The 22,135-nt window shown below is 57.6% G+C and carries 18 protein-coding genes, 2 tRNA genes and 2 pseudogenes; 10 read left to right on the top strand and 12 right to left on the bottom strand.

Annotated features, from left to right (window positions below):
- Window positions 1–54: 54 nt before the first annotated feature.
- Complete coding sequence (locus ACMGGU_RS13050; RefSeq protein ID WP_420300633.1) at window positions 55–1,584, bottom strand: cryptochrome/photolyase family protein; 1,530 nt, start codon at window positions 1,582–1,584, stop codon at window positions 55–57.
- Window positions 1,581–1,727 carry a DUF2256 domain-containing protein gene (locus ACMGGU_RS13055; protein WP_071530926.1) on the bottom strand — a complete coding sequence of 49 codons (147 nt, stop codon included), beginning with the start codon at window positions 1,725–1,727 and terminating at the stop codon, window positions 1,581–1,583. Before ACMGGU_RS13055 ends, ACMGGU_RS13050 begins: the two co-directional genes overlap by 4 nt.
- A gap of 216 nt (window positions 1,728–1,943) precedes the next feature.
- Between ACMGGU_RS13055 and mtfA the strand changes: the two genes are divergently transcribed.
- A complete protein-coding gene (mtfA, locus tag ACMGGU_RS13060; RefSeq protein ID WP_223539213.1) occupies window positions 1,944–2,741 on the top strand; it encodes a DgsA anti-repressor MtfA in 798 nt (265 codons plus the stop codon).
- Here the strand turns inward: mtfA and ACMGGU_RS13065 are convergent.
- Window positions 2,738–3,949 carry an MFS transporter gene (locus ACMGGU_RS13065; protein ID WP_420300634.1) on the bottom strand — a complete coding sequence of 404 codons (1,212 nt, stop codon included), beginning with the start codon at window positions 3,947–3,949 and terminating at the stop codon, window positions 2,738–2,740. The genes mtfA and ACMGGU_RS13065 overlap by 4 nt on opposite strands.
- A 138-nt stretch (window positions 3,950–4,087) precedes the next feature.
- Here ACMGGU_RS13065 and ACMGGU_RS13070 point away from each other — a divergent pair, with 138 nt between their 5' ends.
- The 6 genes from ACMGGU_RS13070 (at window position 4,088) to ACMGGU_RS13095 (ending at window position 12,294) form a co-directional block, all read left to right on the top strand.
- Window positions 4,088–5,830: an IucA/IucC family protein gene (locus ACMGGU_RS13070; protein ID WP_420300635.1), complete on the top strand. Its 1,743-nt coding sequence runs from the start codon at window positions 4,088–4,090 to the stop codon at window positions 5,828–5,830.
- Window positions 5,830–6,777 (top strand): GNAT family N-acetyltransferase, encoded by a 948-nt coding sequence (locus ACMGGU_RS13075; protein ID WP_262808468.1) that lies wholly within the window; start codon window positions 5,830–5,832, stop codon window positions 6,775–6,777. Before ACMGGU_RS13070 ends, ACMGGU_RS13075 begins: the two co-directional genes overlap by 1 nt.
- Window positions 6,774–8,516 carry an aerobactin synthase IucC gene (gene iucC / locus ACMGGU_RS13080; protein WP_420300636.1) on the top strand — a complete coding sequence of 581 codons (1,743 nt, stop codon included), beginning with the start codon at window positions 6,774–6,776 and terminating at the stop codon, window positions 8,514–8,516. The genes ACMGGU_RS13075 and iucC overlap by 4 nt, the downstream gene beginning before the upstream one ends.
- Window positions 8,513–9,838, top strand: coding sequence for a lysine N(6)-hydroxylase/L-ornithine N(5)-oxygenase family protein (locus ACMGGU_RS13085; protein ID WP_223539215.1), 1,326 nt, complete (start codon window positions 8,513–8,515; stop codon window positions 9,836–9,838). The genes iucC and ACMGGU_RS13085 overlap by 4 nt, the downstream gene beginning before the upstream one ends.
- A 26-nt stretch (window positions 9,839–9,864) precedes the next feature.
- On the top strand, window positions 9,865–12,054 hold the full coding sequence (locus tag ACMGGU_RS13090; RefSeq protein WP_111968096.1) for a TonB-dependent siderophore receptor: 2,190 nt from the start codon (window positions 9,865–9,867) through the stop codon (window positions 12,052–12,054).
- Between the two features lie 164 nt (window positions 12,055–12,218).
- A tRNA-Asn gene (locus ACMGGU_RS13095) sits at window positions 12,219–12,294 on the top strand.
- A 192-nt stretch (window positions 12,295–12,486) separates the two neighbouring features.
- Here the strand turns inward: ACMGGU_RS13095 and ACMGGU_RS13100 are convergent.
- Window positions 12,487–12,876 (bottom strand): RidA family protein, encoded by a 390-nt coding sequence (locus ACMGGU_RS13100; RefSeq protein WP_045908132.1) that lies wholly within the window; start codon window positions 12,874–12,876, stop codon window positions 12,487–12,489.
- Window positions 12,877–13,017: 141 nt separating this feature from the next.
- Here ACMGGU_RS13100 and ACMGGU_RS13105 point away from each other — a divergent pair, with 141 nt between their 5' ends.
- Window positions 13,018–13,950, top strand: a complete 933-nt coding sequence (locus ACMGGU_RS13105) for a LysR substrate-binding domain-containing protein (RefSeq protein WP_420300637.1) — start codon at window positions 13,018–13,020, stop codon at window positions 13,948–13,950.
- A 73-nt stretch (window positions 13,951–14,023) separates the two neighbouring features.
- On the opposite strand, the gene ACMGGU_RS13110 is transcribed toward ACMGGU_RS13105, so the two are convergent.
- The 3 genes and pseudogenes from ACMGGU_RS13110 to ACMGGU_RS13120 form a co-directional block, all read right to left on the bottom strand.
- Complete coding sequence (locus tag ACMGGU_RS13110) at window positions 14,024–14,326, bottom strand: XRE family transcriptional regulator (RefSeq protein WP_069718933.1); 303 nt, start codon at window positions 14,324–14,326, stop codon at window positions 14,024–14,026.
- Entirely contained in the window at window positions 14,310–14,684 is a 375-nt protein-coding gene (locus ACMGGU_RS13115; protein ID WP_069718932.1) for a type II toxin-antitoxin system RelE/ParE family toxin, read from the bottom strand. The genes ACMGGU_RS13110 and ACMGGU_RS13115 overlap by 17 nt, the downstream gene beginning before the upstream one ends.
- A 178-nt stretch (window positions 14,685–14,862) precedes the next feature.
- Window positions 14,863–15,000, bottom strand: a pseudogene (locus ACMGGU_RS13120) (transcriptional regulator); the annotation flags it as partial.
- Here ACMGGU_RS13120 and ACMGGU_RS13125 point away from each other — a divergent pair.
- A pseudogene (locus ACMGGU_RS13125) lies at window positions 14,993–15,208 on the top strand (glutathione S-transferase); the annotation flags it as partial. The pseudogenes ACMGGU_RS13120 and ACMGGU_RS13125 overlap by 8 nt on opposite strands.
- A 19-nt stretch (window positions 15,209–15,227) precedes the next feature.
- Here the strand turns inward: ACMGGU_RS13125 and cbl are convergent.
- Window positions 15,228–16,178, bottom strand: a complete 951-nt coding sequence (cbl, locus tag ACMGGU_RS13130; RefSeq protein WP_028013741.1) for an HTH-type transcriptional regulator Cbl — start codon at window positions 16,176–16,178, stop codon at window positions 15,228–15,230.
- A 96-nt stretch (window positions 16,179–16,274) separates the two neighbouring features.
- Entirely contained in the window at window positions 16,275–17,192 is a 918-nt protein-coding gene (gene nac, locus ACMGGU_RS13135) for a nitrogen assimilation transcriptional regulator NAC (protein WP_045908128.1), read from the bottom strand.
- A gap of 320 nt (window positions 17,193–17,512) precedes the next feature.
- On the opposite strand from nac, the gene ACMGGU_RS13140 reads away from it, so the two are divergent.
- Window positions 17,513–17,588 (top strand) — tRNA-Asn (locus ACMGGU_RS13140).
- Between the two features lie 134 nt (window positions 17,589–17,722).
- On the opposite strand, the gene ldtA is transcribed toward ACMGGU_RS13140, so the two are convergent.
- The 3 genes from ldtA to ACMGGU_RS13155 all read right to left on the bottom strand — a co-directional run bounded on the left by ldtA (window position 17,723) and on the right by ACMGGU_RS13155 (window position 21,853).
- On the bottom strand, window positions 17,723–18,619 hold the full coding sequence (gene ldtA / locus ACMGGU_RS13145) for a L,D-transpeptidase (protein ID WP_045908127.1): 897 nt from the start codon (window positions 18,617–18,619) through the stop codon (window positions 17,723–17,725).
- Between the two features lie 61 nt (window positions 18,620–18,680).
- Complete coding sequence (locus ACMGGU_RS13150) at window positions 18,681–21,374, bottom strand: cation-transporting P-type ATPase (RefSeq protein ID WP_420300638.1); 2,694 nt, start codon at window positions 21,372–21,374, stop codon at window positions 18,681–18,683.
- A gap of 47 nt (window positions 21,375–21,421) precedes the next feature.
- Window positions 21,422–21,853: a universal stress protein gene (locus ACMGGU_RS13155; RefSeq protein ID WP_028019628.1), complete on the bottom strand. Its 432-nt coding sequence runs from the start codon at window positions 21,851–21,853 to the stop codon at window positions 21,422–21,424.
- Between the last annotated feature and the right edge of the window lie 282 nt (window positions 21,854–22,135).

Consider the following 22,135-nt stretch of genomic DNA (forward strand, 5'->3'; position numbering starts at 1 on the left):
AAAATAATAGCGTCTTATTGACCTGCCGCAACCGCCCAGGCGTTGAAATACCGATCAGAGGTCGTTGAGATGCAGGCGGATGTACCCGGCGCGGTCTGCAATGGCCTGCCGATCCTCTTCCGTCATGTCCGCTAGCTGTTTAAAGACAATGCCCAGGCGGGGATTGTTACCGAGACGCGCCTTATTGCGCGCAAAGAAGTCCCAGTAAAGGGCATTGAAGGGGCACGCCTGTTCGCCGGTACGCTGGTTGTGTTGATACCGGCACCCCTGACAGTAATTACTCATCTTATGAATATATGACGCGCTCGATACGTAGGGTTTACTGGCCAGTAACCCGCCATCGCCAAACTGGCTCATGCCGAGGGTGTTGGGCAGCTCCACCCACTCAAAGGCATCAATATAGACTCCCAGATACCATTCATGGACCGCCTGCGGCGACAGGCCGCTGAGCAGGCTAAAGTTTCCAATGACCATCAGGCGCTGGATATGGTGGGCGTAAGCCTCGGTGAGCGACTGCCCAACGGCATGCGCCAGGCAGCGCATCTGCGTCTTGCCCGTCCAGAACCAGTCCGGCAGCGGGGCGTGCTGGTCTAAGGCATTCAGCTCCCGATAGCCCGGCATCTGCGACCAGTAGATCCCGCGCACATACTCCCGCCAGCCGAGAATTTGTCGGATAAACCCTTCAACGGCAGGCAGCGGCGCGTGGCCCGAACGCCACGCCTGCTGGGCGGCCGCGACCACTTCCCGCGGATTAAGCAATTTAGCGTTCAGCGCGAATGAAATTAACGAGTGGAAAAGAAAAGGTTCCTCCGCGTGCATCGCGTCCTGCCAGTTTCCAAACTGCGGGAGCACGTGCGCGATAAAATCATCCAGCCTGGCTTTGGCTTCCGCACGGTTGAGCGGCCAGCGAAAATTGTCGGCCTGCGGTTCGCCAAAGGTCTTTACGCCGCAGCGTTGGATCTCCGCCCATAAGGCGGAACGATCGTGGCAGGGACGCGCGTCCACCGGCGCGGGAGGCTCGCCGGACCAGCGCTTGCGGTTTTCAGCATCGAAATTCCATTTCCCCCCTTCCGGCTCGCCTTCAGAGGTTAACAGGACGCCGTGCTGACGACGCATTTCCCGATAAAAGTACTCCATTCGCCAGCTTTTGCGTGACGCAAATAACGCGCTGACCTGTTCCCGAGTGGTGAAAAAATGCTCGCTACTGACGCAGGCCGTTTCAACGGAGACCGTCTTCGCCCACGCCTGCAGCTGCGTATCAAGACGCCATTCGTCGGGCTCCTGCCATATCACCCTGTCCGCGCCGTAATGCGCGACAAGCGCGTTGAGATTGTCTTCCAGCGCGCCGCGGTTTGAGCCATCAGAGAGCCGGACATACCTCACCCGATGCCCCTTCTCTTTTAACGCAGAGGCAAACGCCCGCATGGCGGCGAAGATAGCGATAACTTTCTGGGCGTGATGAAGCACATAGGCGGTTTCTGCCCGGAGTTCCAGCATCACGTAAATGACGTTCGGACTGCAGGTATCAAACCAGCTGTGATGCGGATTAAGCTGATCGCCCAGGATCAGACGCAGCTCGGTCAACGGTGGCTCCTGCGGCAACGCTCAGAACAGTATTTAACCTCATTCCAGCATTTCGCCCATTTCTTGCGCCACGTCATGGGCCGCTGGCAGTGCACACACAGCCGACTGGGCAGGTCCTGCTTGTTACCTTTGAAATCGCTCATCTTTTCAATACCGCACTGATTAATTCACCCCACCTGCGGATAAAGGCCACGACAGACTTCACAAAATGAAGGTGATGCCCGCAAACCGCTACCCACCGCTACGTACGAAATGATAGTTTATTCAGGCTGGATTTGTCGCAGTGAGCGATTTTCTGGCATCTTAACCGAACCTGACTTTCCCATTTTTGTTCAAGTGACGAGTTTGCGAGCAAAGCGATGATAAAGTGGCCCTGGAAAACGAATGAGGCTGGCCGGGATGTGGCGCTGCCATGGGATGACGCGCTTACGATCCCTGTTCTGGCTAATCTAACCCCGGATGAACAATCGAAACTGGTTCAACTGGCGGATCGTTTTTTGCAGCAAAAACGCCTGGTGCCACTGCAGGGGTTTGAACTCGATCCCCTGAAAAACGCCCGCATCGCCCTGCTGTTCTGTCTGCCGGTGCTTGCACTCGGCATTGAGTGGCTGGACGGTTTCCACGAAGTGCTTATCTATCCCGCGCCGTTCGTGGTGGATGACGAATGGCAGGACGACATCGGGCTGGTGCATAACCAGCGCGTGGTGCAGTCCGGACAAAGCTGGCAGCAAGGGCCGATAATCCTCAACTGGCTCGATATTCAGGACTCGTTCGACGCCTCCGGTTTTAATCTGATTATCCATGAGGTGGCGCACAAACTGGATACCCGCAACGGCGATCGCGCCAGCGGCGTTCCGCTGATCCCGCTTCGCGAGGTCGCGGGCTGGGAGCACGACCTGCACGCGGCGATGGATAACATCCAGGATGAAATAGACCTTGTGGGCGAGAGCGCGGCCAGCATTGACGCCTATGCGGCAACCGACCCCGCTGAGTGCTTTGCGGTGCTCTCCGAGTATTTCTTCAGCGCGCCAGAGCTCTTCGCGCCCCGTTTCCCGGCTCTGTGGCAACGTTTCTGCCAGTTTTATCAGCAGGATCCGCTTCAGCGCCTGCGGCAGAATGAGGGGTCTGGCGGGCATTCCTCCCGCCAGGTCCATTAAGCTTTTTCAGCAGGGGTACGCTCAGTTGACCATCCCCCTATGCTCAGGGCTAAAAACAGCACTGCCATTCCCCATGCGGCCACCATTAAAGCCTGCTCCCCGTAAAAGCGCGTCACGACCGGCACCATCAGTGCGCTGACGCCGTAGCCTAACGTGTGGCTAGTGGCGATGACGCCCGCGCCTTTCCCCGTGGTCAGCCGATCGTTCAGCAGAAGCTGGTAGCCCGGCGTGGCCATCGCCGCCCCGAGTGACGTGATAACAATCCCCACGTAGAACAACATCAAACCGGCAACAGACATCAGCCCAAGCCCTGCCACCATCAGCACCGCCGCGATGCAGAGCAATGTCACTGGGCTGAAATGCTGCGGGCGGACCACCAGAAACTGTGCCGCGAGCGTGGCCAGCGCGGCCAGGCTCAGCAGGAGCGCGACATGATGGCTGATCTCCCGAGCGTTACCGTCCAGCAACGGGCTAAGATGCGGTGACAGGCCAATCTGCATCAGGCTCACCAGCGCCGCCAGCAGCAGCGCCAGCAGCAGGAACGGCAGCATGGAGGCCTGCAGGCGGGTTGCCTGGTGGGCTACCGGTGGCAGCGGCGGGTCAGCGACTTCGCGAAGCACCAGCAGCAGAGCGATAAGCGGCGCAACCGCCATCAGCCAGAGCGGCGCCACCGGATTAACGCTGAGCATCAGCGCCGCCAGCGGTGGGCCGAGCAAACGCCCGCAGCTGAGGCCGGAGCTGATCGTCGCCAGCGCCGCCATTCTTTTCTCCAGTCCCGCACGCTGAATCGCCCACGTCTGGGCCGCAGGCACCAGCCCCGAGACCGTCAGTCCGTAGAGCAGGCGCGAGAATATAAGCCCCGCCAGCCCCCAGACCGTATCCAGCCTTCCGGCCGCCATCGCCCAGACCACCAGCGCCATCACAACAAAACTGGCCAGATAGCCGCTTAGTGAGGCCAGCATGACGGACTTACACCCCTTCCGCTCGCTCTGACGCCCCCACCAGGGTGATGCCGGTAAAAAGAGCATGGATCCAAACATCAACAGCCCGGCCCAGACCGAGAGTGACAGCCCAGTCAGGGTGACCAGCTGCGGGAGCATCACCAGCAAACCGTTTTGCCCGATGCCCAGTAAACCCGCAGATAGCGCCAGGGGCCAGTTAGCTTTTGAGGTGACGTTTTCCGTCAAGGTTTCAGAGTCAGCGCGCATGAGAATGTGAACATAGTGTCAATAAATGTGTGGAAATTATGAAGTTTATGAAAACAAATATTGCAAAAATGGTTGCGACTGTAAACAGAATGAATATCATAACGAGAATTATTATCAATCATGGAATGAGGTACATCTATGCGTGCTCTGCTCCGCGCCGCCGGTACAGACGTTGCAGCCCAGTGTTTTTTAAACGCCCTGTTGCGCGAAACGAAGGACTGGCGCTATCACTCCGCTACCGATGCGGATGCGCTATCTGAGATCCATATCCCGCTTTCCCAAACCCAGGCGCTTCGGGTGCCGGTACGCTATTTCTCTCCCACCCAGCATCATCAGTACCGTTTCCCGGCAACGCTTATTCAGAGCAACAGCGACCGCAGTGACGCCGTCACATTCTCTCAACTGGTTGATTTAATTCTTGAAAAACCGTCCGTAAAAGGCTCACTGGATGCCGATACGCTGGCGCGTTTTAAGCAGCGCGTTCTCGAAAGCCATGCCCACACCTGGCAGGCGATTGATTTACGCCACGGCTGGGCAACCCTGCGCGATAAGCCGCTGACGTTTCCCGACGCGGAACAGGCGCTGCTGGTCGGCCATGCGTTTCATCCGGCACCGAAGTCGCACGAGCCGTTCAACGAAACCGAGGCGCGTCGCTACCTGCCAGATTTCGCCTCCCGCTTCCCGCTGCGCTGGTTTGCCGTTGAGAGCACGCTCGTTGCCGGCGACAGCCTGAACGTCTCCCTGCGTGAACGTCTGCTGCGCTTTGCGGCCCAGAGCGCGCCCGAGCTGCTCGGCCACTTCACCGACACCCGCTGGCTGCTGCCGATGCACCCGTGGCAGGCCGACTATCTGCTGGAGCAGGAATGGTGCCAGCGTCTGGCGGAAGACGGTTCACTGCAGGATCTGGGGGAAGCGGGCGCACAGTGGCTGCCCACCAGCTCCTCCCGCTCGCTGTACAGCGAGACCAACAGCGACATGATTAAGTTCTCCCTCAGCGTGCGCCTGACCAACTCCGTGCGCACGCTGTCTGTGAAAGAGGTGAAGCGCGGCATGCGCCTGGCGCGTCTGGCAAAAACGGAACGCTGGCAGGAATTACAGGCGCGCTACCCGACCATGCGTGTGATGCAGGAAGACGGCTGGGCGGGACTGCGCGATGACAGCGGCGTCATTCAGGAAGAGAGCCTGATGGCCCTGCGCGTTAATCTGCTGTTCGATACGCCAGCCACCCAGACCAACGTGCTGGTGAGCCTGACGCAGGCCGCGCCGGACGGCGGTGACAGCCTGCTCGCTGCGGCGGTGCGCCGTCTGAGCCAGCGTCTTGATTTACCGCTCGCTCAGGCCGCCCGCTGCTGGCTGGACGCCTACTGCGACCGCGTATTGCTTCCGCTGTTCAGCGCCGAAGCGGACTACGGTCTGGTTCTGTTGGCGCACCAGCAAAATATCCTCGTTGAGATGCAGCAGGATTTCCCGGTCGGGCTGATCTATCGCGACTGCCAGGGCAGCGCGTGGACCGAAAGCGCCGACGCGTGGCTGAAAGAAGCTGGCGAAACTGAGGTGGAAAACCGCTTTGGCGAGAGCCAGCTGCTGCGCTACTTCCCTTACTACCTGCTGCTGAACTCTACCCTTGCCGTTACCGCCGCCCTTGCTGCCGCCGGTTTTGACAGCGAGGAGAGCCTGATGTCCCGGGTGCGCGACGCGCTGGCGGAACTGCGCAGCACGGCGAAGCAGACCCGCTGCCTCGACTACGTGCTCGACAGCCCGACCTGGAACTGCAAAGGCAACTTCTTCTGCTACCTGCACGATCGCAATGAAAACACCATCGCCGATCCGGCGGTGATCTATTTCGACTTTAGCAACCCGTTCTACAAGGAGAATGCGTGATGGCTATCGCGAATATCGTCCATTCCGGCTACGGCTTTCACTGCACCGCAACGGATCGCCCCCTGCCGCTGGCGTTGGGTCTCGACGGCAGCGCGGTGCTGGAGCGTCTGAAGGGGATCCCAGACGGCTGGTTGATGGAAGCTCTGGATCAGCTGTTTGTGGCCGCCCCCGCGCTGACCGGCATTACGTTACCGTGGGCGGACTGGCAGGATGAACCCCAGGCGCAGGCGCTGTTTGGCCTGGCCCAGGGTGATTATCTGGCGCGCAATGCCTTCTGGCAGTTGCCGCTGTGGCTGAAAGGCGAACGGCATCAGGCAAGCGGCGGAATGCAGTTTGACGAGAGCCGTCAACTGTACTTCCCGCTGCGCCCTCACCGCCCGCAGGGCGAAGTTTATCGCCGTTACGATCCGCAAATTAAGCGCACCCTCAGCTTCCGCGTGGCCGACGTCGCGCTGGACGGCGAACGTTTTACCCGCTGGATGAACAACCCGCGCGTGAACGCCTTCTGGGAGATGGCGGGCCCGCAGGCCGAGCAGGAAAACTACCTGCGCCGTCAGCTCGACTCGACCTACTGCTACCCGGTTATCGGCTGCTTCGACGACCAGCCGTTCGGCTATTTTGAACTCTACTGGGCGGCGGAAGACCGCATTGGCCGCCACTACCGCTGGCAGCCGTTTGACCGCGGGCTACACATGCTGGTGGGCGAAGAAAACTGGCGCGGTGCGCAGTATATCCGCAGCTGGCTGCGCGGTCTGAGCCACTACCTGTATCTGGATGAACCGCGCACCACGCGGATTGTTGCCGAGCCACGCTTCGACAACCAGCGCCTGTTCCGCCATCTGGACTCTGCTGGTTTCGACACGGTGAAAGAGTTCGACTTCCCGCATAAACGCTCGCGCCTCATTATGAGCCAGCGTCACCGCTTCTTCAGCGAGGTGGGCCTGTGAACGCGCTCTGGGAAAAAGTGAACCGCGAGATGGTGGCGAAGATCCTCGCCGAGCTGGAGTATGAACGCACCCTGCGCGCCGAGCCGCTTGCGTCTGACGCCTGGCGCATCACCATGGGCAACGAGTCCTGGCAGTTTAGCGCCACGCGCGGGATCTGGGGCTGGTTGCATATCGACCCGGACAGCCTGACCACCGCCAGCGGTGCCGCCGTGGAGGCGGAGCGCGCGCTGCTGCAGCTGGCGAAGGTGCTGGAGATGAGCGACGCGCAGACGGCGGAGCACATGGAAGATCTCTACGCCACGCTGCGCGGCGACATACAGCTGCTGCAGGCGCGTGAAGCGCTGGACGCGGACGCGCTGATCCACCTCGACCCGGACGAATTACAGTGCCTGATGCGCGGTCACCCGAAGTTTATTTTCAACAAAGGCCGCCGCGGCTGGGGCCTGGACGCGCTGCGTCAGTACGCACCGGAGTATCGCGGACGTTTTCGTCTGCACTGGGTTGCCGTTCAGCGGGAGCATCTGGTCTGGAGCAGCGACGCCGATTGCGATATCAGCGCCCTGCTGGCCAGCGCCATGGACAACGCGGAGCGCGCCCGCTTTGACGCCCGCTGGCAGGCGCTGGGTCTCGACGAGAGCTGGCTGCCGGTGCCGCTTCACCCGTGGCAATGGCAGCAGAAGATCGCCATTCATTTCCTGGCGCAGCTGGCGCGCGGTGAGATGGTTGAGCTGGGCGAGTTTGGCGATGAGTACCTGGCGCAGCAGTCCCTGCGCACGCTCACCAACGCCAGCCGTCGCGCGCCGTTTGACATCAAGCTCCCGCTGACAATCTACAACACCTCCTGCTATCGCGGTATTCCGGGCAAATACATTGCCGCCGGGCCGCTGGCCTCGCGCTGGCTGCAGCAGCAGTTCGCCAGCGACGCCACGCTTGCCCGCTCTGGCGCGCAGGTCCTGGGTGAGCCCGCTGCAGGGTATCTCTCGCACCCGGGCTATGCGGCGCTGCCGAAAGCACCCTATCGCTATCAGGAGATGCTGGGCGTGATCTGGCGCGAGAACCCGTCCTGCTATCTGCAGGACGGCGAACAGGCGGTGCTGCTGGCGGCGCTAATGGAAACCGACAACGCCGGGTGTGCGCTGATCGACGCGTGGATCAGTCGCTCCGGGTTAAGCGCCGACGCATGGCTGGAAAAACTGTTTGAGGCATCGGTGATCCCGTTCTATCACCTGCTCTGCCGCTACGGCGTGGCGCTGATCGCCCACGGCCAGAACGTGACGCTTGTAATGAAGAATTACGTCCCGCAGCGCATCCTGCTGAAGGATTTTCAGGGCGATATGCGTCTTGTGGATGAAGATTTCCCGCAGGCCCAGAGCCTGCCGGAACAGGTGAAGGGCGTCACGGCGCGCCTGAGCGCGGATTACATCATTCACGATCTGCAAACCGGCAACTTTGTGACGGTGCTGCGTTTTATCTCACGCCTCACGCTGCAAAGCGGCGTCAGCGAAACGCGTTTCTATCAGATCCTCGCCGGGGTTCTGCACCGCTATATGGCCGCGCACCCCGAGCTTGCCGATCGCTTCGCGAAGTTCGACCTGTTTAAGCCGCAAATTATTCGCGTGATCCTCAACCCGGTCAAACTGACCTTCTCCGAACACGACGGCGGCAGCCGCATGCTGCCGAACTACGTCACCGACCTTGATAACCCTCTTTTTCTGGCCTCCCGGGAGTCAGCGCAATGAAAACCTATGATTTCATCGGCATTGGTATCGGCCCGTTTAACCTCAGCATCGCCGCGCTGGCGGAAGGGCTGGACGGCTTTAGCTCGCTGTTTCTTGAGCGTAAACCGCACTTCTCCTGGCACCCGGGGATGATGGTGCCGGACTGCCACATGCAGACCAGCTTCCTGAAGGATCTGGTCAGCGCCGTGGAGCCGACCAACCGCCACAGCTTCCTGAACTACCTGGTGCAGCGTAAAAAGTTTTACCGCTTCCTGACCACCGAACAGCGCACCGTTTCGCGGGAAGAGTTTGCCGATTACCTGTGCTGGGCGGCGGACAACCTCACCAACCTGTCCTTTAGCCAGCAGGTGCAGCAGGTGAGCTTTGATGAGAAAAGCGGCCTGTTTGAGGTGGTGACCCAGCGCGACCGCTTCCTGGCGCGCCACGTCTGCGTAGGGATCGGTAAGCAGATCAACCTGCCGGACTGCGTCACCGTGCAGGACGATACCTGCTTCCACGCCAGCGAGATGATGCTGCGCACGCCGGATCTTACGGGCAAGCGCGTCACCGTCGTCGGCGGCGGCCAGAGCGGCGCCGACCTGTTCCTGAATATTTTCCGTGGCGAATGGGGCCAGCCGCTGAGCCTGAACTGGGTCTCGCGCCGCAACAACTACAACGCGCTGGATGAAGCCGCCTTTGCTAACGAGTATTTCACGCCGGAGTACGTGGACAGCTTCTCCACGCTCGGTGAAGAGGCGCGTCGTCAGATGCTGCACGAGCAGAAGATGACCTCCGACGGCATCACCACCGAGTCACTGCTGGCGATTTACCGCGCCATGTACCATCGCTTCGAAGTACTGCGTGAAAAACCCTGGGCGCACCTGATGCCGTCCCGCTCGGTGACAGCCCTGACGCGCCTGGAAAACGGCCAGCGCCTGAGCATACAGCATCACCTCGATGGCGGCCGCGAGCAGCTGGAGAGCGACGTGACGATCTTTGCCACCGGCTATCGCGCCGTGCAGCCTGCGTTCCTGGCGCCGCTGTCTCACCGCCTGCATCTGGATACGGACGAAGCCTTCTGCATCAACAACGATTTCACCCTCGAATGGGACGGTCCGCAGAGCAACCGCCTGTTTGCCGTGAATGCCGGGATGCACCGTCTCGGCATTGCCGAACCCCAGCTCAGCCTGATGGCCTGGCGCGCGGCGCGAATTCTGAATCGCGCGCACGCCGACGAGCCGTTTGAGCTGGCTACCACCCCTGGCGTTATCCACTGGCGAAGCACCACCAGCCCGGAGAACAGCCAGGTTTTTAAATCATTAGCAAAAACCACCGAGTACTGACACACACAATCAGGGTCAACATAACAATGAAACGTTCTCATCTTTGGGTTTTAAATCCTTGTTTGCTTGCAATGCTTTCTACCTCTGCGTGGGCGGAAGAACAAAAGGAAGAAAATATCGTGGTCTCCGCCAGCCGTGCGCACCGCAGCGTGGCGGAGATGGCGCAGACCACCTGGGTTATTGAGCGGGCTGAAATTGAGCAGCAGGTTCAGGGCGGGAAAGAGATTAAAGAAGTGCTGGCACAGCTGATCCCGGGTATGGACGTCAGCAGCCAGGGGCGTACCAATTACGGCATGAACCTGCGCGGCCGCTCCATGATGGTGATGGTGGACGGCGTGCGCCTGAACTCGTCCCGCAGCGACAGCCGCCAGCTGGACTCTATCGATCCGTTCAACATTGACCGTATCGAGGTTATCTCCGGCGCCACGTCACTCTACGGCGGCGGCAGCACCGGTGGTCTGGTGAATATCGTCACCAAAAAGGGCCAGCCTGAGACCGAAGTCGAGTTCCAGACGGGTGCTAAAAGCGGGTTCAACAGCCACAACGACCATGATGAGAACGTATCGGCAGCGGTCAGCGGCGGCAACGATAACGCTTCCGGTCGTCTGTCGGTGTCGTATCAGCGCTACGGCGGCTGGTATGACGGCAACGGCGACGAGGTGATCATTGATAACACCCAGACCGGCTTACAGTATTCCGACCGTATCGATGTGATGGGCACAGGCACCCTCAATATTGACGATCACCAGCAGCTGCAACTGACCACTCAGTACTACAAGAGCGAGTCCGACGGAAAGCATGGTCTGTATCTCGGGAAGAACTTCTCGGCGGTTACGGGGGATGCGACCGCGTACAACAAAGGTAACCTCGATTCTGACCGCGTGCCGGGTACCGAGCGCCATCTGATCAACCTGCAGTACTCCAATACCGATTTCTGGGGCCAGGATCTGGTCGCGCAGATTTACTATCGCGACGAGAGCCTGACCTACTATCCGTTCCCGACCCTGACCAAAGGCGTGGTCAGCAGCATCGGCGCGTCGCAGCAGAAAACTGATTTCTACGGCGGCAAGCTGACGCTGAACAGCAAGCCGGTGGACGATTTAACGCTGACCTGGGGTATGGATGCCGACCACGAAACCTTCGACGCCAACCAGCAGTTCTTTAACCTGAGCAAAGCTGCAGCGAGCGGCGGCATGGAGCTGGATAACGCCTACAACGTGGGCCGCTACCCGGGCTACAGCATTACCAACCTCGCCCCGTTCCTGCAGGCCAGCTACGATATTGACGCCATCACCCTGAGCGGCGGCGTGCGCTACCAGTACACCGAGAACAAGGTAGACGATTTTGTCGGTTACACCCAGCAGCAGGCCATCGCTACCGGGAAAGCCACCTCCGCCGACGCGGTGCCGGGTGGGAAAACCGATTACAACAACTTCCTGTTTAACGCCGGGATCCTTGGTCGCCTGACCGAACAGCAGCAGGTGTGGTTTAACTTCTCCCAGGGCTTCGAAATTCCGGACCTGGCGAAGTACTACGGCTCCGGGACCTATCAGCTCAGCAACGGTCACTATCGCCTGCTGAACAGCGTCAACGTGAACGACTCGAAGCTGGACGGTATCAAGGTCAACGCTTATGAGCTGGGCTGGCGCTACACCGGGGATAACCTGCGCACGCAGGTTGCGGCGTACTACTCGCTCTCGGATAAAACCATCACCATCAACAAGACGGATATGACCATCAACCTGGAAGACGACAAGCGTCGTATCTACGGGGTGGAAGGTCAGGTGGACTATTTCTTCACCGACAGCGACTGGAGCACGGGCGCGAACTTTAACGCCATTAAGTCTGAAACCCGCGAAAACGGGAAATGGGAGAAGCTGACGGTCGACAGCGCCAGCCCGTCAAAAGCCAGCGCGTGGGTCAACTGGGCGCCGGGCGACTGGACCCTGCGCGTACAGAGCACGCAGACCTTTGACGTCTCTGACGCCGACGGCAAGAAGATCGATGGCTACAACACGGTCGACTTCCTGGGCAGCTACGCCCTGCCGGTGGGTAAAGTCAGCTTCAGCGTGGAAAACCTGCTGGACAAAGACTACACCACCGCCTGGGGCCAGCGCGCGCCGGGGCTGTATAGCCCAACCTACGGTGCACCGGGTCTGTATACCTACAAAGGCCGCGGGCGGACGTTTGGTCTGAACTACTCCGTTCTGTTCTAATCCTGCGCGCCGCCTGCGGGCGGCGCAATTTGCTGTGTAATTTCGAAGCAAATTTACTATAAAATCAGCGATTTGCTGAAATTGTCGGCAAACGAACGAAAAGTGCGTTTTCACCCTTTGACAAGGCGTAGTGAGGTCGCTACTATGCGCCTCGTTCACACGATTCCTCTGTAGTTCAGTCGGTAGAACGGCGGACTGTTAATCCGTATGTCACTGGTTCGAGTCCAGTCAGAGGAGCCAAATTTGAAAAGCCTGCTTTTGAAGCAGGCTTTTTGCTTTTCTGCGTCGGGTAAAATTGTCGGGTGGCGGCTTCGCCTTACCCGACCTACGGGACCGTAGGCCCGGTAAGCGCAGCGCCACCGGGCAATAAACCGCTGCTTTCATCAATTTACCTCTGTCTTATCTTTCGACTGGCGGAAGAACCCGTAACGCTCAGGGCAGCCGGGCAATCACCTTTATCTCAAACTGGAATCCGTACAGCCACGTCACGCCGATCCCTGTCAACGTAGGGTAAGGCGCTTCCCCCCAATATTCTGGCAGGATACTCCAGATAGCGTCGAGGTTTGACTCGGGGTCGACGACAAAGAGGGTCACGTCAACCACGTCACTGAACGTGCAGCCCGCAGCCGCGAGGACAGCATTAAGATTATCGAAGGCCAGCCTGACCTGCGTTTTCAGATCGGGCTCAGGCGAACCATCCTCGCGACTACCCACCTGCCCCGAAACGAACAAGAAACCGTTGGATTTGATGGCGGGTGAATAGCGATTACGCTCATAGAGCGCCTGCCGACCGGAGGGGAAAACTGCTTCGCGTGCTGTCATGTTTGTACCTTTGTAATGGGGCGAAATCTGCCCGGTGAACATACAGACACTTTACAGGTGCAGGTTCTGGCGGATAAACAAGCGACTTTGTCCATCATTGTTTGTAATATCCAAACAATCGGTGAAAAGAGAGGACAAGTGATGGATCGTTTCGATGCGATGCGCGCCTTTGCTCGCGTGGTGGAGGCAGGAAGTTTCACAAAGGCTGCCCAAACGCTTCATATGAGCAAAACTACAGTGACGCAGCTCATTCAGCAGCTGGAAGCGCGCCTGCGCGTCAAGCTGCTCCATCGCACCACCCGCAGGCTCGGCGTCACTCCCGATGGCGCGATCTACTACGAGCGCGTCATCCGCCTGCTGGCGGACATGGAAGATGCTGAAAACAGCCTGTCCAGTGCGACGATGCTCCCCAGGGGACATCTGCGGGTTGATGTGCCCACTCCTCTCGCCCGCCTGGTGCTGGTGCCGGCGCTACCGGCTTTCCATGCACGCTACCCGGATATCCAGTTCGACATGGGCGTGAGTGACCGGGTGGTGGATCTGATCGGCGACAACGTGGATTGCGTCCTGCGCGGTGGCGAAATCAACGACCAGTCCCTGATCGCACGTCATGTCGGTGATTTGCAAATCGGTGTTTACGTCGCACCGAGCTATGTGGAACGCCTTGGCGCCCCTGCGCATCCGCGTGAGCTGGAAAACACCGACCATCGCATAGTGGGATTCTTATCCTCACGCACCGGCAAGATTGATCCTCTGGTACTGCACAGCGAGAGTGAACATATTGAAATCAAGGGTAGCTACGTGCTTGCCGTGGATGATGGCAATGCTTACCTCGAAGCTGGGTTAGCGGGATTAGGCGTAATTGCGCTACCGGTCTATATAGCAGAAGCGCATCAGGCTTGTGGTTCCTTGATTCGGCTGTTCGAACCTTGGCGTATTAAGCCAATGCCCCTGTACCTGGCATTTCCGCCTAACCGCCATGTCAACGCCAGACTGCGCGTTTTTATTGATTGGATCGTTGAATTAATGCAGCAGCATGTCCCCAACACCAATAGAAAGGGAAATGAGATTTAGCTTATTTATTCGCCCGTTACTGGCAAAGGCGCTCCCGGTCAGAGGAGCTAAATTTGAAAAAGCTGCTTTTGCCCTACAGCACAAACTCATAGTGCGAGCCATCCGGCAGCTCAACGTCAAGCTTAAGCTTTCCACCCGCTGCCTCAACGTAGCGCTTAAGTGAAGAGAGTTTCAGATCGCGCCCTGGCTTCTCCATAATCGCGACGGTGGGCTGCTTGATGCCCAGCGCCTGCGCCATTTCAACCTGCGTTTTTTGCACCTTTTCACGTAGCTCTGCCAGGTGAATGTTAAGCAAAATGTCGGCCGCCATTGCCTGAGCGCTGGCAACAACATCCGGTTTTTCATCCGCTATAAGCTGCTCAAGGTTTCTGCCCATCGCGCAACGTCCTCTCTTTTAATGTATTCAACCAGTGAGTGAATTCCCGGTCAGCCACCAGAAGCATCTCATCGTAAAATCGTCTTTCGTTGCCTGCCTTGTTGCCAGCACAAAGCACAATGCCGGTTCGATTTGGGTCAAACGCGAAAAATGCCCGCAACGGATCGCCCTTACTCTGAATGCGCAGCTCTTTCATGTTACTGTGACGAGAGCCTTTAAGCGTATCGGCATAGGGTCTCGACAAAGCCGGCCCCTTTTCTCGCAAAACAAGCAGTGCTGCCAGCACGCAGGCCCGGTCAGTATCGTCAAGTGAACGAAACCAGCAATCAAACCTGTCCGTCGTGTTAATTGTCCACACACTTCCTCCGTGAATATAGATCAAAAGCTATATAGCAGTAAAGCTATAGCAGCAATTATCCTGAGAGAATGTGCATGATTCATGTGTTTTTACGCGAAAGCTGAAGACGTGCAGGAGTATTTCGATGAATCACCCGTCAGGCATTCACCGCATTGCGAGCAGTACCGTAAAAAAGAGTTCAGAACTCCGAGTGCTGACGCCAGGCCGCCACTTCCTCATCCAGCCACTCGACAAAGAGAGCCACCTCCGGCTTCGCCTCCGTTAACTGCGATGTCACCAGCCAGTAAGGCCAGGGATACGGCGCAGTGAAAGGGGTACAAAATGTGTATGAGCACAACCTGCGCCCGGAAGAAAAGCAGCACGGTGCCTGGGTCGATCGCATTACAGTCCAGCTGCTGGCGGCCTGCAGGGAATGGAATGCGCTGCTAAAGACGCGTCCGACCATCTACGCTCCCGATCGGGTTGCCGTCACCAGTACGGTTATCGGGACGTTTATTCAGTCAATGAGCCCGGTCAGCGCAGCGCTACCGGGCAAACCCGCACCTAAATCTGATAATCAATCGCCACTTCTTCCGGCTCCATGACCTGACGTTTAATCTCATCCACCGACAGCCCGGCGTTGCAGAGCTCGATAAAGCGCCACACATAGTTGCGCTGCAGCTGTCCACGCTTCAGGCCAAGCCATACGGTGTTGGCGTCAAACAGATGACGTGTGTCAAGACGCACCAGGTTCCCGTCTTCGCGTTCTCCACTGGACTGTTCCGCCACCAGGCCAATGCCCAGCCCCAGTTCGACGTAGGTTTTGATCACGTCAGAATCCTGCGCGCTCAGCACGATGTCCGGCGTTAACCCTTTACGGTTGAAGGCTTCATCAATACGCGAGCGTCCGGTGATCCCCTGGCGGTAGGTAATGAGTGGCCATTTCGCAATGTCTTCCAGCGTCAGGGGAGAAACCTGATTCAGCGGATGATCGACCGGAAGTAATAAGCTGTGGTACCAGCGGAACCAGGGGAAAGCCACCAGCAGTGGGTCGTTGCTCAGGCGTTCGCTGGCAATGCCGATATCCGCCCCACCGTTTTGCAACAGCACTTCAATTTCCTGCGGCGTGCCCTGGATAAGCTCCAGACGGACGTCAGGGAAAAGTTCGCGGAACGCTTTAATCACCGGCGGCAGGCTGTAGCGCGCCTGGGTGTGGGTAGTGGCAATGGTGAGCACGCCCGAGGCGTCATTGGTGAAGAGATCCGCCAGGCGACGCACGTTGCTGGCCTCGTTGAGGATCCGCTCAGCGATGGTGAGCAAAGCCTTACCCGGCTCCGTCATGCCGAGCAGCCGCTTGCCGCGACGGATAAAGATCTCTATGCCCAGTTCCTCTTCCAGCTCGCGGATATGGCGGCTGACGCCGGACTGAGAGGTATAAAGCATATTGGCGACCTCGGTCAGGTTGTAGTCCCGCCTGGCCGCCTCACGGATAATTTTAAGTTGCTGGAAATTCACGATTCACTCCGGCGCATCTGACATAGCTCTATTGTTAGAGTCAGCCGTGCTGCAGAACAAATAATAAAAACCAGCATCTTATGCTTTTATGGAATATCAGCTCACGAGCTGGAGTTCACGGTTCTCAAGCGAAGGCTTGCTGACCAGCGACATCAAAATCTCTTTTACCGCCTGCGCCTGTGGCGACAGCGAACCGCGTGCGGACATGTTCAGCGACAGCGGCAGGCTCATGGAAGGTGTGGTGATCCGCGCCATCCAGCCGTTTGCCGCACTGCACAGCGAGCGTGCTGCGGACTCCGGCAGAACGGTCACCCCCATGCCGCTGGCAATGGCTGCGGTCAGCGTGGAGATCGAGTCGATTTCGCCGATGATTTTGGCCGTCAGGCGGCGCAGGGAGAACGCTTCGTCCACGCGCACGCGTACAGCGCTGTAGTCGCGCGGCAGATAGAGGTTCATTTCTGCCACGGCGGTAAGGTCGACGCTCTGGCCCGGGCAGTCGCGGGTGCCCACGAGGTAGAGATCTTCTTTCAGCAGCGGCTGGCTGGTGATCCCGGCAACCGGGGAGCGATCGTAAAGGACCGCCATGTCCAGCTGGCCACTGAGCAGTTTATCATTCAGGACAGAACCGCTGTTTTCGTGCAGATAGACCAGCACTTCAGGCAGCTCAGCGCGGACGGCCTGCAGCAGCGGCATGGTTATGGACGATGCCGCCGTTCCCGGCGCCAGCCCGATGGACACGTGCCCGCTCAGGGTCTGCCCCACGTTATTTACCGCCAGTTGCGCCTGTTCACACTGGCGAAGAATGGTGCGCGCATGGGTATACAGGATCTTACCGGCTTCCGTGGGCGTGACGCCGCGTTTGGTGCGGATCAACAGCTGCTGATCCATCTCGCCTTCCAGAGTAGCCACCTGCTGGCTCAGCGCAGGCTGCGCGATATGCAGCACTTCTGCCGCTTGAGTCAGGCTGCCGATATCGACGATTTTTACGAAGTATTTCAGTCGTCTTAAGTTCATTTTGCCCCCTGTTCGAAATGCTGTGCCGGAACCGGCTGTCGTTGTTGAACAGGTTTTGCAATATGAATGCCACTTTTACCAGGCGGTCTTAATTGGGCGCTAAGCGCCTGAAAATAAGGAAACCTAATCATGGAGGGGGGTTTTATTACCGAAACAGCAGTTTATGATCTGCCCCATTAGAGGTATACCCGCACCAAAGCGGTGCATTCCGCTGTCAAAAACATCACTTTGCCGATTTTGTCAGCAAACGATCAAAAGGCGGCGATCCACCCTTTGACAAGGTGAACGCAGGTCGATAATATGCGCCCCGTTCACACGATTCCTCTGTAGTTCAGTCGGTAGAACGGCGGACTGTTAATCCGTATGTCACTGGTTCGAGTCCAGTCAGAGGAGCCAAATTTGAAAAGCCTGCTTTTAAAGCAGGCTTTTTGCTTTTCTGCGTCGGGTAAAATTGTCGGGTGGCGGCTTCGCCTTACCCGACCTACTGGACTGTAGGCCCGGTAAGCGCAGCGCCACCGGGCAACACAGCCTCAATAAGCAAGCTTCACCGGCATCCCTGACCGCCGGTCCAGTTCGGCTCCCGCCCCCTCGTTTATCAACTGCGTCCGCTGCGCGGCTGACATTGGCAGAGGCACTTTTCGGGTCGATTCAAACTCCGCGCGATTACGTGATAATGGCTCGTGAACCTCCACCCAGCGGCTGCCGTCCGGTTCCGTGGTGACTTTAACGGGCCGATCGATAAGCTGTACGCGGGTTCCAACGGGGACATTATCGAAAAGGTATTTGATGTCGTTATTGCGCAGACGAATACAGCCCTGGCTCACCCGCAGTCCGATGCCGAAATTCGAGTTTGTGCCGTGTATGGCATACAGCCTGCCAATATAGATCGCATACAGCCCCATCGGGTTATCCGGTCCGGCGGGCACGAAGGCAGGCAGCGTTTTTCCCTCTGCCGCATAGGCACGGCGCGTATTCGGCGTCGGAGACCAGGTTGGCCCCACCTGCTTACGTTCAACCGCCGTTACCCAGTTACGCGGGGTTTCGCGCCCGGCCTGACCGATGCCGATGGGCAGCACTTCAACGGTATTGCTGCCAGGTGGATAATAGTAAAGACGCATTTCCGCCACGTTAACGACAATCCCCTCGCGGACGGTGTCGGGCAAAATCAGCTGCTGGGGAATCACCAGCCGGGTGCCGGATTTGGGCAAGAAAGGATCCACCCCCGGATTCGCTTCCAGCATATTGCTTAGCCCCTGCCCGTACTGCGCGGCAAAGGCCTCAAGCGGTAACGTATTGCGCTCGGGAACGGTGATGATAATCGGGGTTCCCACCAGACGACTGCCTTCCGGCGGTAAGGGATAGGTTACGGCAAACGCGCCGGGTACAGCGGCACACAGCGTAAGGACGAACCAGGTAAATCGCATCATAATTTCCTGTGCTCAAAAAAGAGAAAGCCTCGACTCAGGCAGGCTTTCTCAGTTTACGCTATTACGCCTCGGTTTTGCGCCATCTGCGCGTCAGCATTTTTTCCGCCTCGACAATAAGGAACATCACAAAACCAATCAGGAAGGTGATGACCCAGTAGCGGAACGGCAGTGCTTCGGTGCCAAACAGCATCTGCATGAACGGTGCGTAAATGATAAGAAGTTGTAGCGCCAGCAGTACACCGCTCACGATCCAAATCCCTTTATTCGCCAGCAGGCCTTTGCTCAGCGAGAAGCCGTCATTAACGCGGCAGTTAAGCATGTAAAACCACTGCGCGGTCACCAGGGTTTGCAGCAGCACGGTGCGGATAAATTCCGCCGAGTAACCGCGCGGCTGTAGCCAGGCTTCCAACACGAAAGCGCTGATGGCAATCATCAGACCGACAAACACCACGCGCCAGATGGCATAGCCGTCCATCACATGCAGATTCGCCTTACGCGGTGGCCGGTTCATGATGTCCTTCTCACCCGCTTCAAACGCCAGGCCAAACGACAGCGTTGCCGACGTCGCCATGTTCATCCACAGGATCAGGACCGGCGTCAGCGGGATCAGGTTCCCCGCCAGCAGCGCAATGATGATCAGCAGGGCCTGCGCGATGTTGCTCGGGATAACGAACAGAATGGTTTTTTTCAGGTTATCGTAAACCCGACGCCCCTCGTGCACCGCATTGGCAATGGTGGCAAAGTTGTCATCCGTTAACACCATGTCGGCGGCTTCCTTGGTGACCTCTGTCCCCTTAATCCCCATGGCGATACCCACATCCGCCCGCTTGAGCGCCGGGGCATCATTTACGCCATCCCCGGTCATGCCCACCACTTCCTGTTTACTTTGCAGGGCCTGCACGAGGCGGAATTTATCCTCCGGGCTGGTTCGGGCGAAAATATCGTACTGCTGCGCGGCGTCGCTCAGCTGACGGTCGTCCATCGCCTCCAGCTCGCGTCCGGTGATAGCGCTTGCAGCGTTACCAATCCCCAGCATTTGCCCAATGCTCATGGCCGTTTGCGGGTGGTCGCCGGTGATCATTTTCACGCGAATCCCTGCCTGCAGACAGTCGGCGATTGCAGTAATGGCCTCCGGACGCGGCGGATCCATCATTCCCGCAATACCCAGCAGGATCACGCCATCACGCAGGTCCGGGTGATCCAGCTCGCACTGTCCCTCGCGGGCAGGTTTCCAGGCCGCAGCCACCATACGCAACCCTTCCCGGGCATACTCTTCGATCTTGCCTTCCCAGTAAGGTTGATCGAACGGCTGCAGTCCGTCATTCGTCTGCTGGTGCTGGCAGAGGCGGAACAGGACGTCCGGCGCGCCGGTGATTAAAATCGCCTCTTCTTCACCCAGCCGGTAGAGCGTGGACATGTATTTATACTGCGAATCAAACGGGATTTTACTGCGCATTTCCGTATCAAGCGCTGGGAGCGGGATTTTTGCCGCCAGCACCTTCAGGGCGCCCTCGGTCGGCCCCCCGGTGATTTTCCACAGCCCCTGCTCGTCTTTGATCAGCTGGCTGTCATTACAGAGGTCAATGGTGCGCAGGTAGCGTTCCAGCAGGGAACCCTGCGTCACGCTGACGGGCGTCGGGTCATCTACGGGGTGAATATTCCCCACCGGTTCGTAGCTGTCGCCCTCCACGCGATAGGTCGTGTCAGCGGTAATCACCGCTTTGACCGTCATTTCATTCATCGTCAGGGTGCCGGTTTTATCCGAGCAGATGACCGTCATTGCGCCCAGGGTTTCCACCGTGGGCAACTTACGAATGATGGCCTTGCGACGCGCCATGGCCTGTACGCCAAGCGAAAGGATGATGGAAATGATGGCCGGCAGGCCTTCCGGCACGGCGGCAACGGCGAGGCTGATAAGCGACAGCACCAGTTCAGAAACCGGCATATCCCGGAACAAGAGGCTGAAAACAAACAGCGCCACCATCATGACCAGGATAGTAATGAAGATGGTTTTACCGAGCTTATCCATCTGCACCATCAGCGGCGTGCGGTGCTTTTCAATGTCGGACATCATCTGATTGATGTGGCCAAGCTCGGTCTCGCTCCCGGTTGCCACCACCACGCCTTTACCGCCGCCGGAGCTAACGGTGGTGCCTGAGTAAAGCAGGTTATACCGGTCACCTAAAGGCAGTTCCCCGCTTAACGCATCGCTGTTTTTTTCAACAACGGTGGATTCGCCGGTCAGGATGGCCTCCTCCACGCGAAGGTTATGCGCTTCAATCACACGCAGGTCCGCAGGAATACGATCCCCGGCGCGGATCACCACGATATCACCCGGGACCAGCGACGTGGTGGGGATCGTTTCATGATTCCCCTGTCGTACCACCACGGCTTCGCTGGAGAGCATATTGCGAATACTCTGCAACGATTTTTCAGCATTGCTCTCCTGGATATGGCCAATCAGCGCGTTAATGATGGCAACCCCCAGGATCACGAACATATCTACCCAGTGGCCCATAAAGAGCTTAAGCAACGCGGCCACCAGCAGAACGTAAATCAATACATCGTTAAAATGCGCCAGGAAGCGCAGCCAGGCGGGTTTGCCCTTTTTTTGCGGCAAAGCATTCTCACCATGCTGCTGAAGTCGGGCTGATGCCTCAGTGCCGCTAAGTCCTTCCAGAGTGGAGTGGATATTCGACAGGGTTTCGTCAACGGTTTGTTGATAATATGGACGTTCAGATTTTCCTGTTTTCATCGTTCCTTCCTCAGGTTCTATTCAGAAATCACCTTGCTTTCATGTAATTAACGAATAACGAAAACAGGAACATGGGCGTAACGGACAATACTTGCCGCCTCCGATCCTAACAAATGGGTTTGAATATTTGGATTTCGAGAGCCAACAATAATCGCGCCAGCAGCAAGTTCATCCGCCAGCTTAATAACCTCATCACGAACATTTCCGCTACGAACATGGAGATGAACCCGCTCTTCTGGCAGATTCAATTTTTTGACCAGGTCAGACAGTTTTTCTTTCGAATTATTAATCATATATTCATCCATCTTGCGCGCATCTGAAATAAAACCGCGCGTCAGTTCGGCTGAAAATTTGGGCATGACGTGCAGCAAATGAATGTCACCCGATGCGCTTTGCGCCAGAAACTGTGCATGTTGCAACGCTTTATCCGCCAGGCTTGTCTCGTAGACGTCCACCGGAACGAGAATGTTTTTATACATATCGAGCATCCTTTTTATAACCAACATGAGAGTGAATGAAGCATAAAAACGCATTAAATGCAGGGGGTTGCCCTTAATGCCAGTTACGGTAAAAAGAGATGAATAATATTAAACGTAGCACAGGAATATCAGGTTTAGCGCTTCCCCACTGCTAATGGTTATTTAACATTTATCTTTTCGCCGACTATGCTCATAGTTAGCCACCGCGTCCGGCTCATGGAGGAATGTATGTATGGTATAAGCCTGATCCGACTGGGTATGTTTATTGCGCTTGCCATTATC

The sequence above is a fragment of the Enterobacter sp. BNK-8 genome (assembly GCF_048685095.1).
Taxonomy (GTDB): Bacteria; Pseudomonadota; Gammaproteobacteria; order Enterobacterales; family Enterobacteriaceae; genus Enterobacter; species Enterobacter quasiroggenkampii.

Bases quoted from the DNA above. Each gene is read 5' to 3' on its own strand.
- ldtA (WP_045908127.1), bottom strand. From the start codon at position 18,619: ATGATGCGATTTACCTGGTTCGTCCTTACGCTGTGTGCCGCTGTACCC.
- ACMGGU_RS13090 (WP_111968096.1), top strand. From the start codon at position 9,865: ATGAAACGTTCTCATCTTTGGGTTTTAAATCCTTGTTTGCTTGCAATG.
- nac (WP_045908128.1), bottom strand. From the start codon at position 17,192: ATGAACTTAAGACGACTGAAATACTTCGTAAAAATCGTCGATATCGGC.
- ACMGGU_RS13110 (WP_069718933.1), bottom strand. From the start codon at position 14,326: ATGGGCAGAAACCTTGAGCAGCTTATAGCGGATGAAAAACCGGATGTT.
- ACMGGU_RS13065 (WP_420300634.1), bottom strand. From the start codon at position 3,949: ATGCGCGCTGACTCTGAAACCTTGACGGAAAACGTCACCTCAAAAGCT.
- ACMGGU_RS13055 (WP_071530926.1), bottom strand. From the start codon at position 1,727: ATGAGCGATTTCAAAGGTAACAAGCAGGACCTGCCCAGTCGGCTGTGT.
- ACMGGU_RS13155 (WP_028019628.1), bottom strand. From the start codon at position 21,853: ATGTATAAAAACATTCTCGTTCCGGTGGACGTCTACGAGACAAGCCTG.
- mtfA (WP_223539213.1), top strand. From the start codon at position 1,944: ATGATAAAGTGGCCCTGGAAAACGAATGAGGCTGGCCGGGATGTGGCG.
- ACMGGU_RS13075 (WP_262808468.1), top strand. From the start codon at position 5,830: ATGGCTATCGCGAATATCGTCCATTCCGGCTACGGCTTTCACTGCACC.
- ACMGGU_RS13100 (WP_045908132.1), bottom strand. From the start codon at position 12,876: ATGACAGCACGCGAAGCAGTTTTCCCCTCCGGTCGGCAGGCGCTCTAT.
- ACMGGU_RS13085 (WP_223539215.1), top strand. From the start codon at position 8,513: ATGAAAACCTATGATTTCATCGGCATTGGTATCGGCCCGTTTAACCTC.
- ACMGGU_RS13150 (WP_420300638.1), bottom strand. From the start codon at position 21,374: ATGAAAACAGGAAAATCTGAACGTCCATATTATCAACAAACCGTTGAC.
- ACMGGU_RS13070 (WP_420300635.1), top strand. From the start codon at position 4,088: ATGCGTGCTCTGCTCCGCGCCGCCGGTACAGACGTTGCAGCCCAGTGT.
- ACMGGU_RS13105 (WP_420300637.1), top strand. From the start codon at position 13,018: ATGGATCGTTTCGATGCGATGCGCGCCTTTGCTCGCGTGGTGGAGGCA.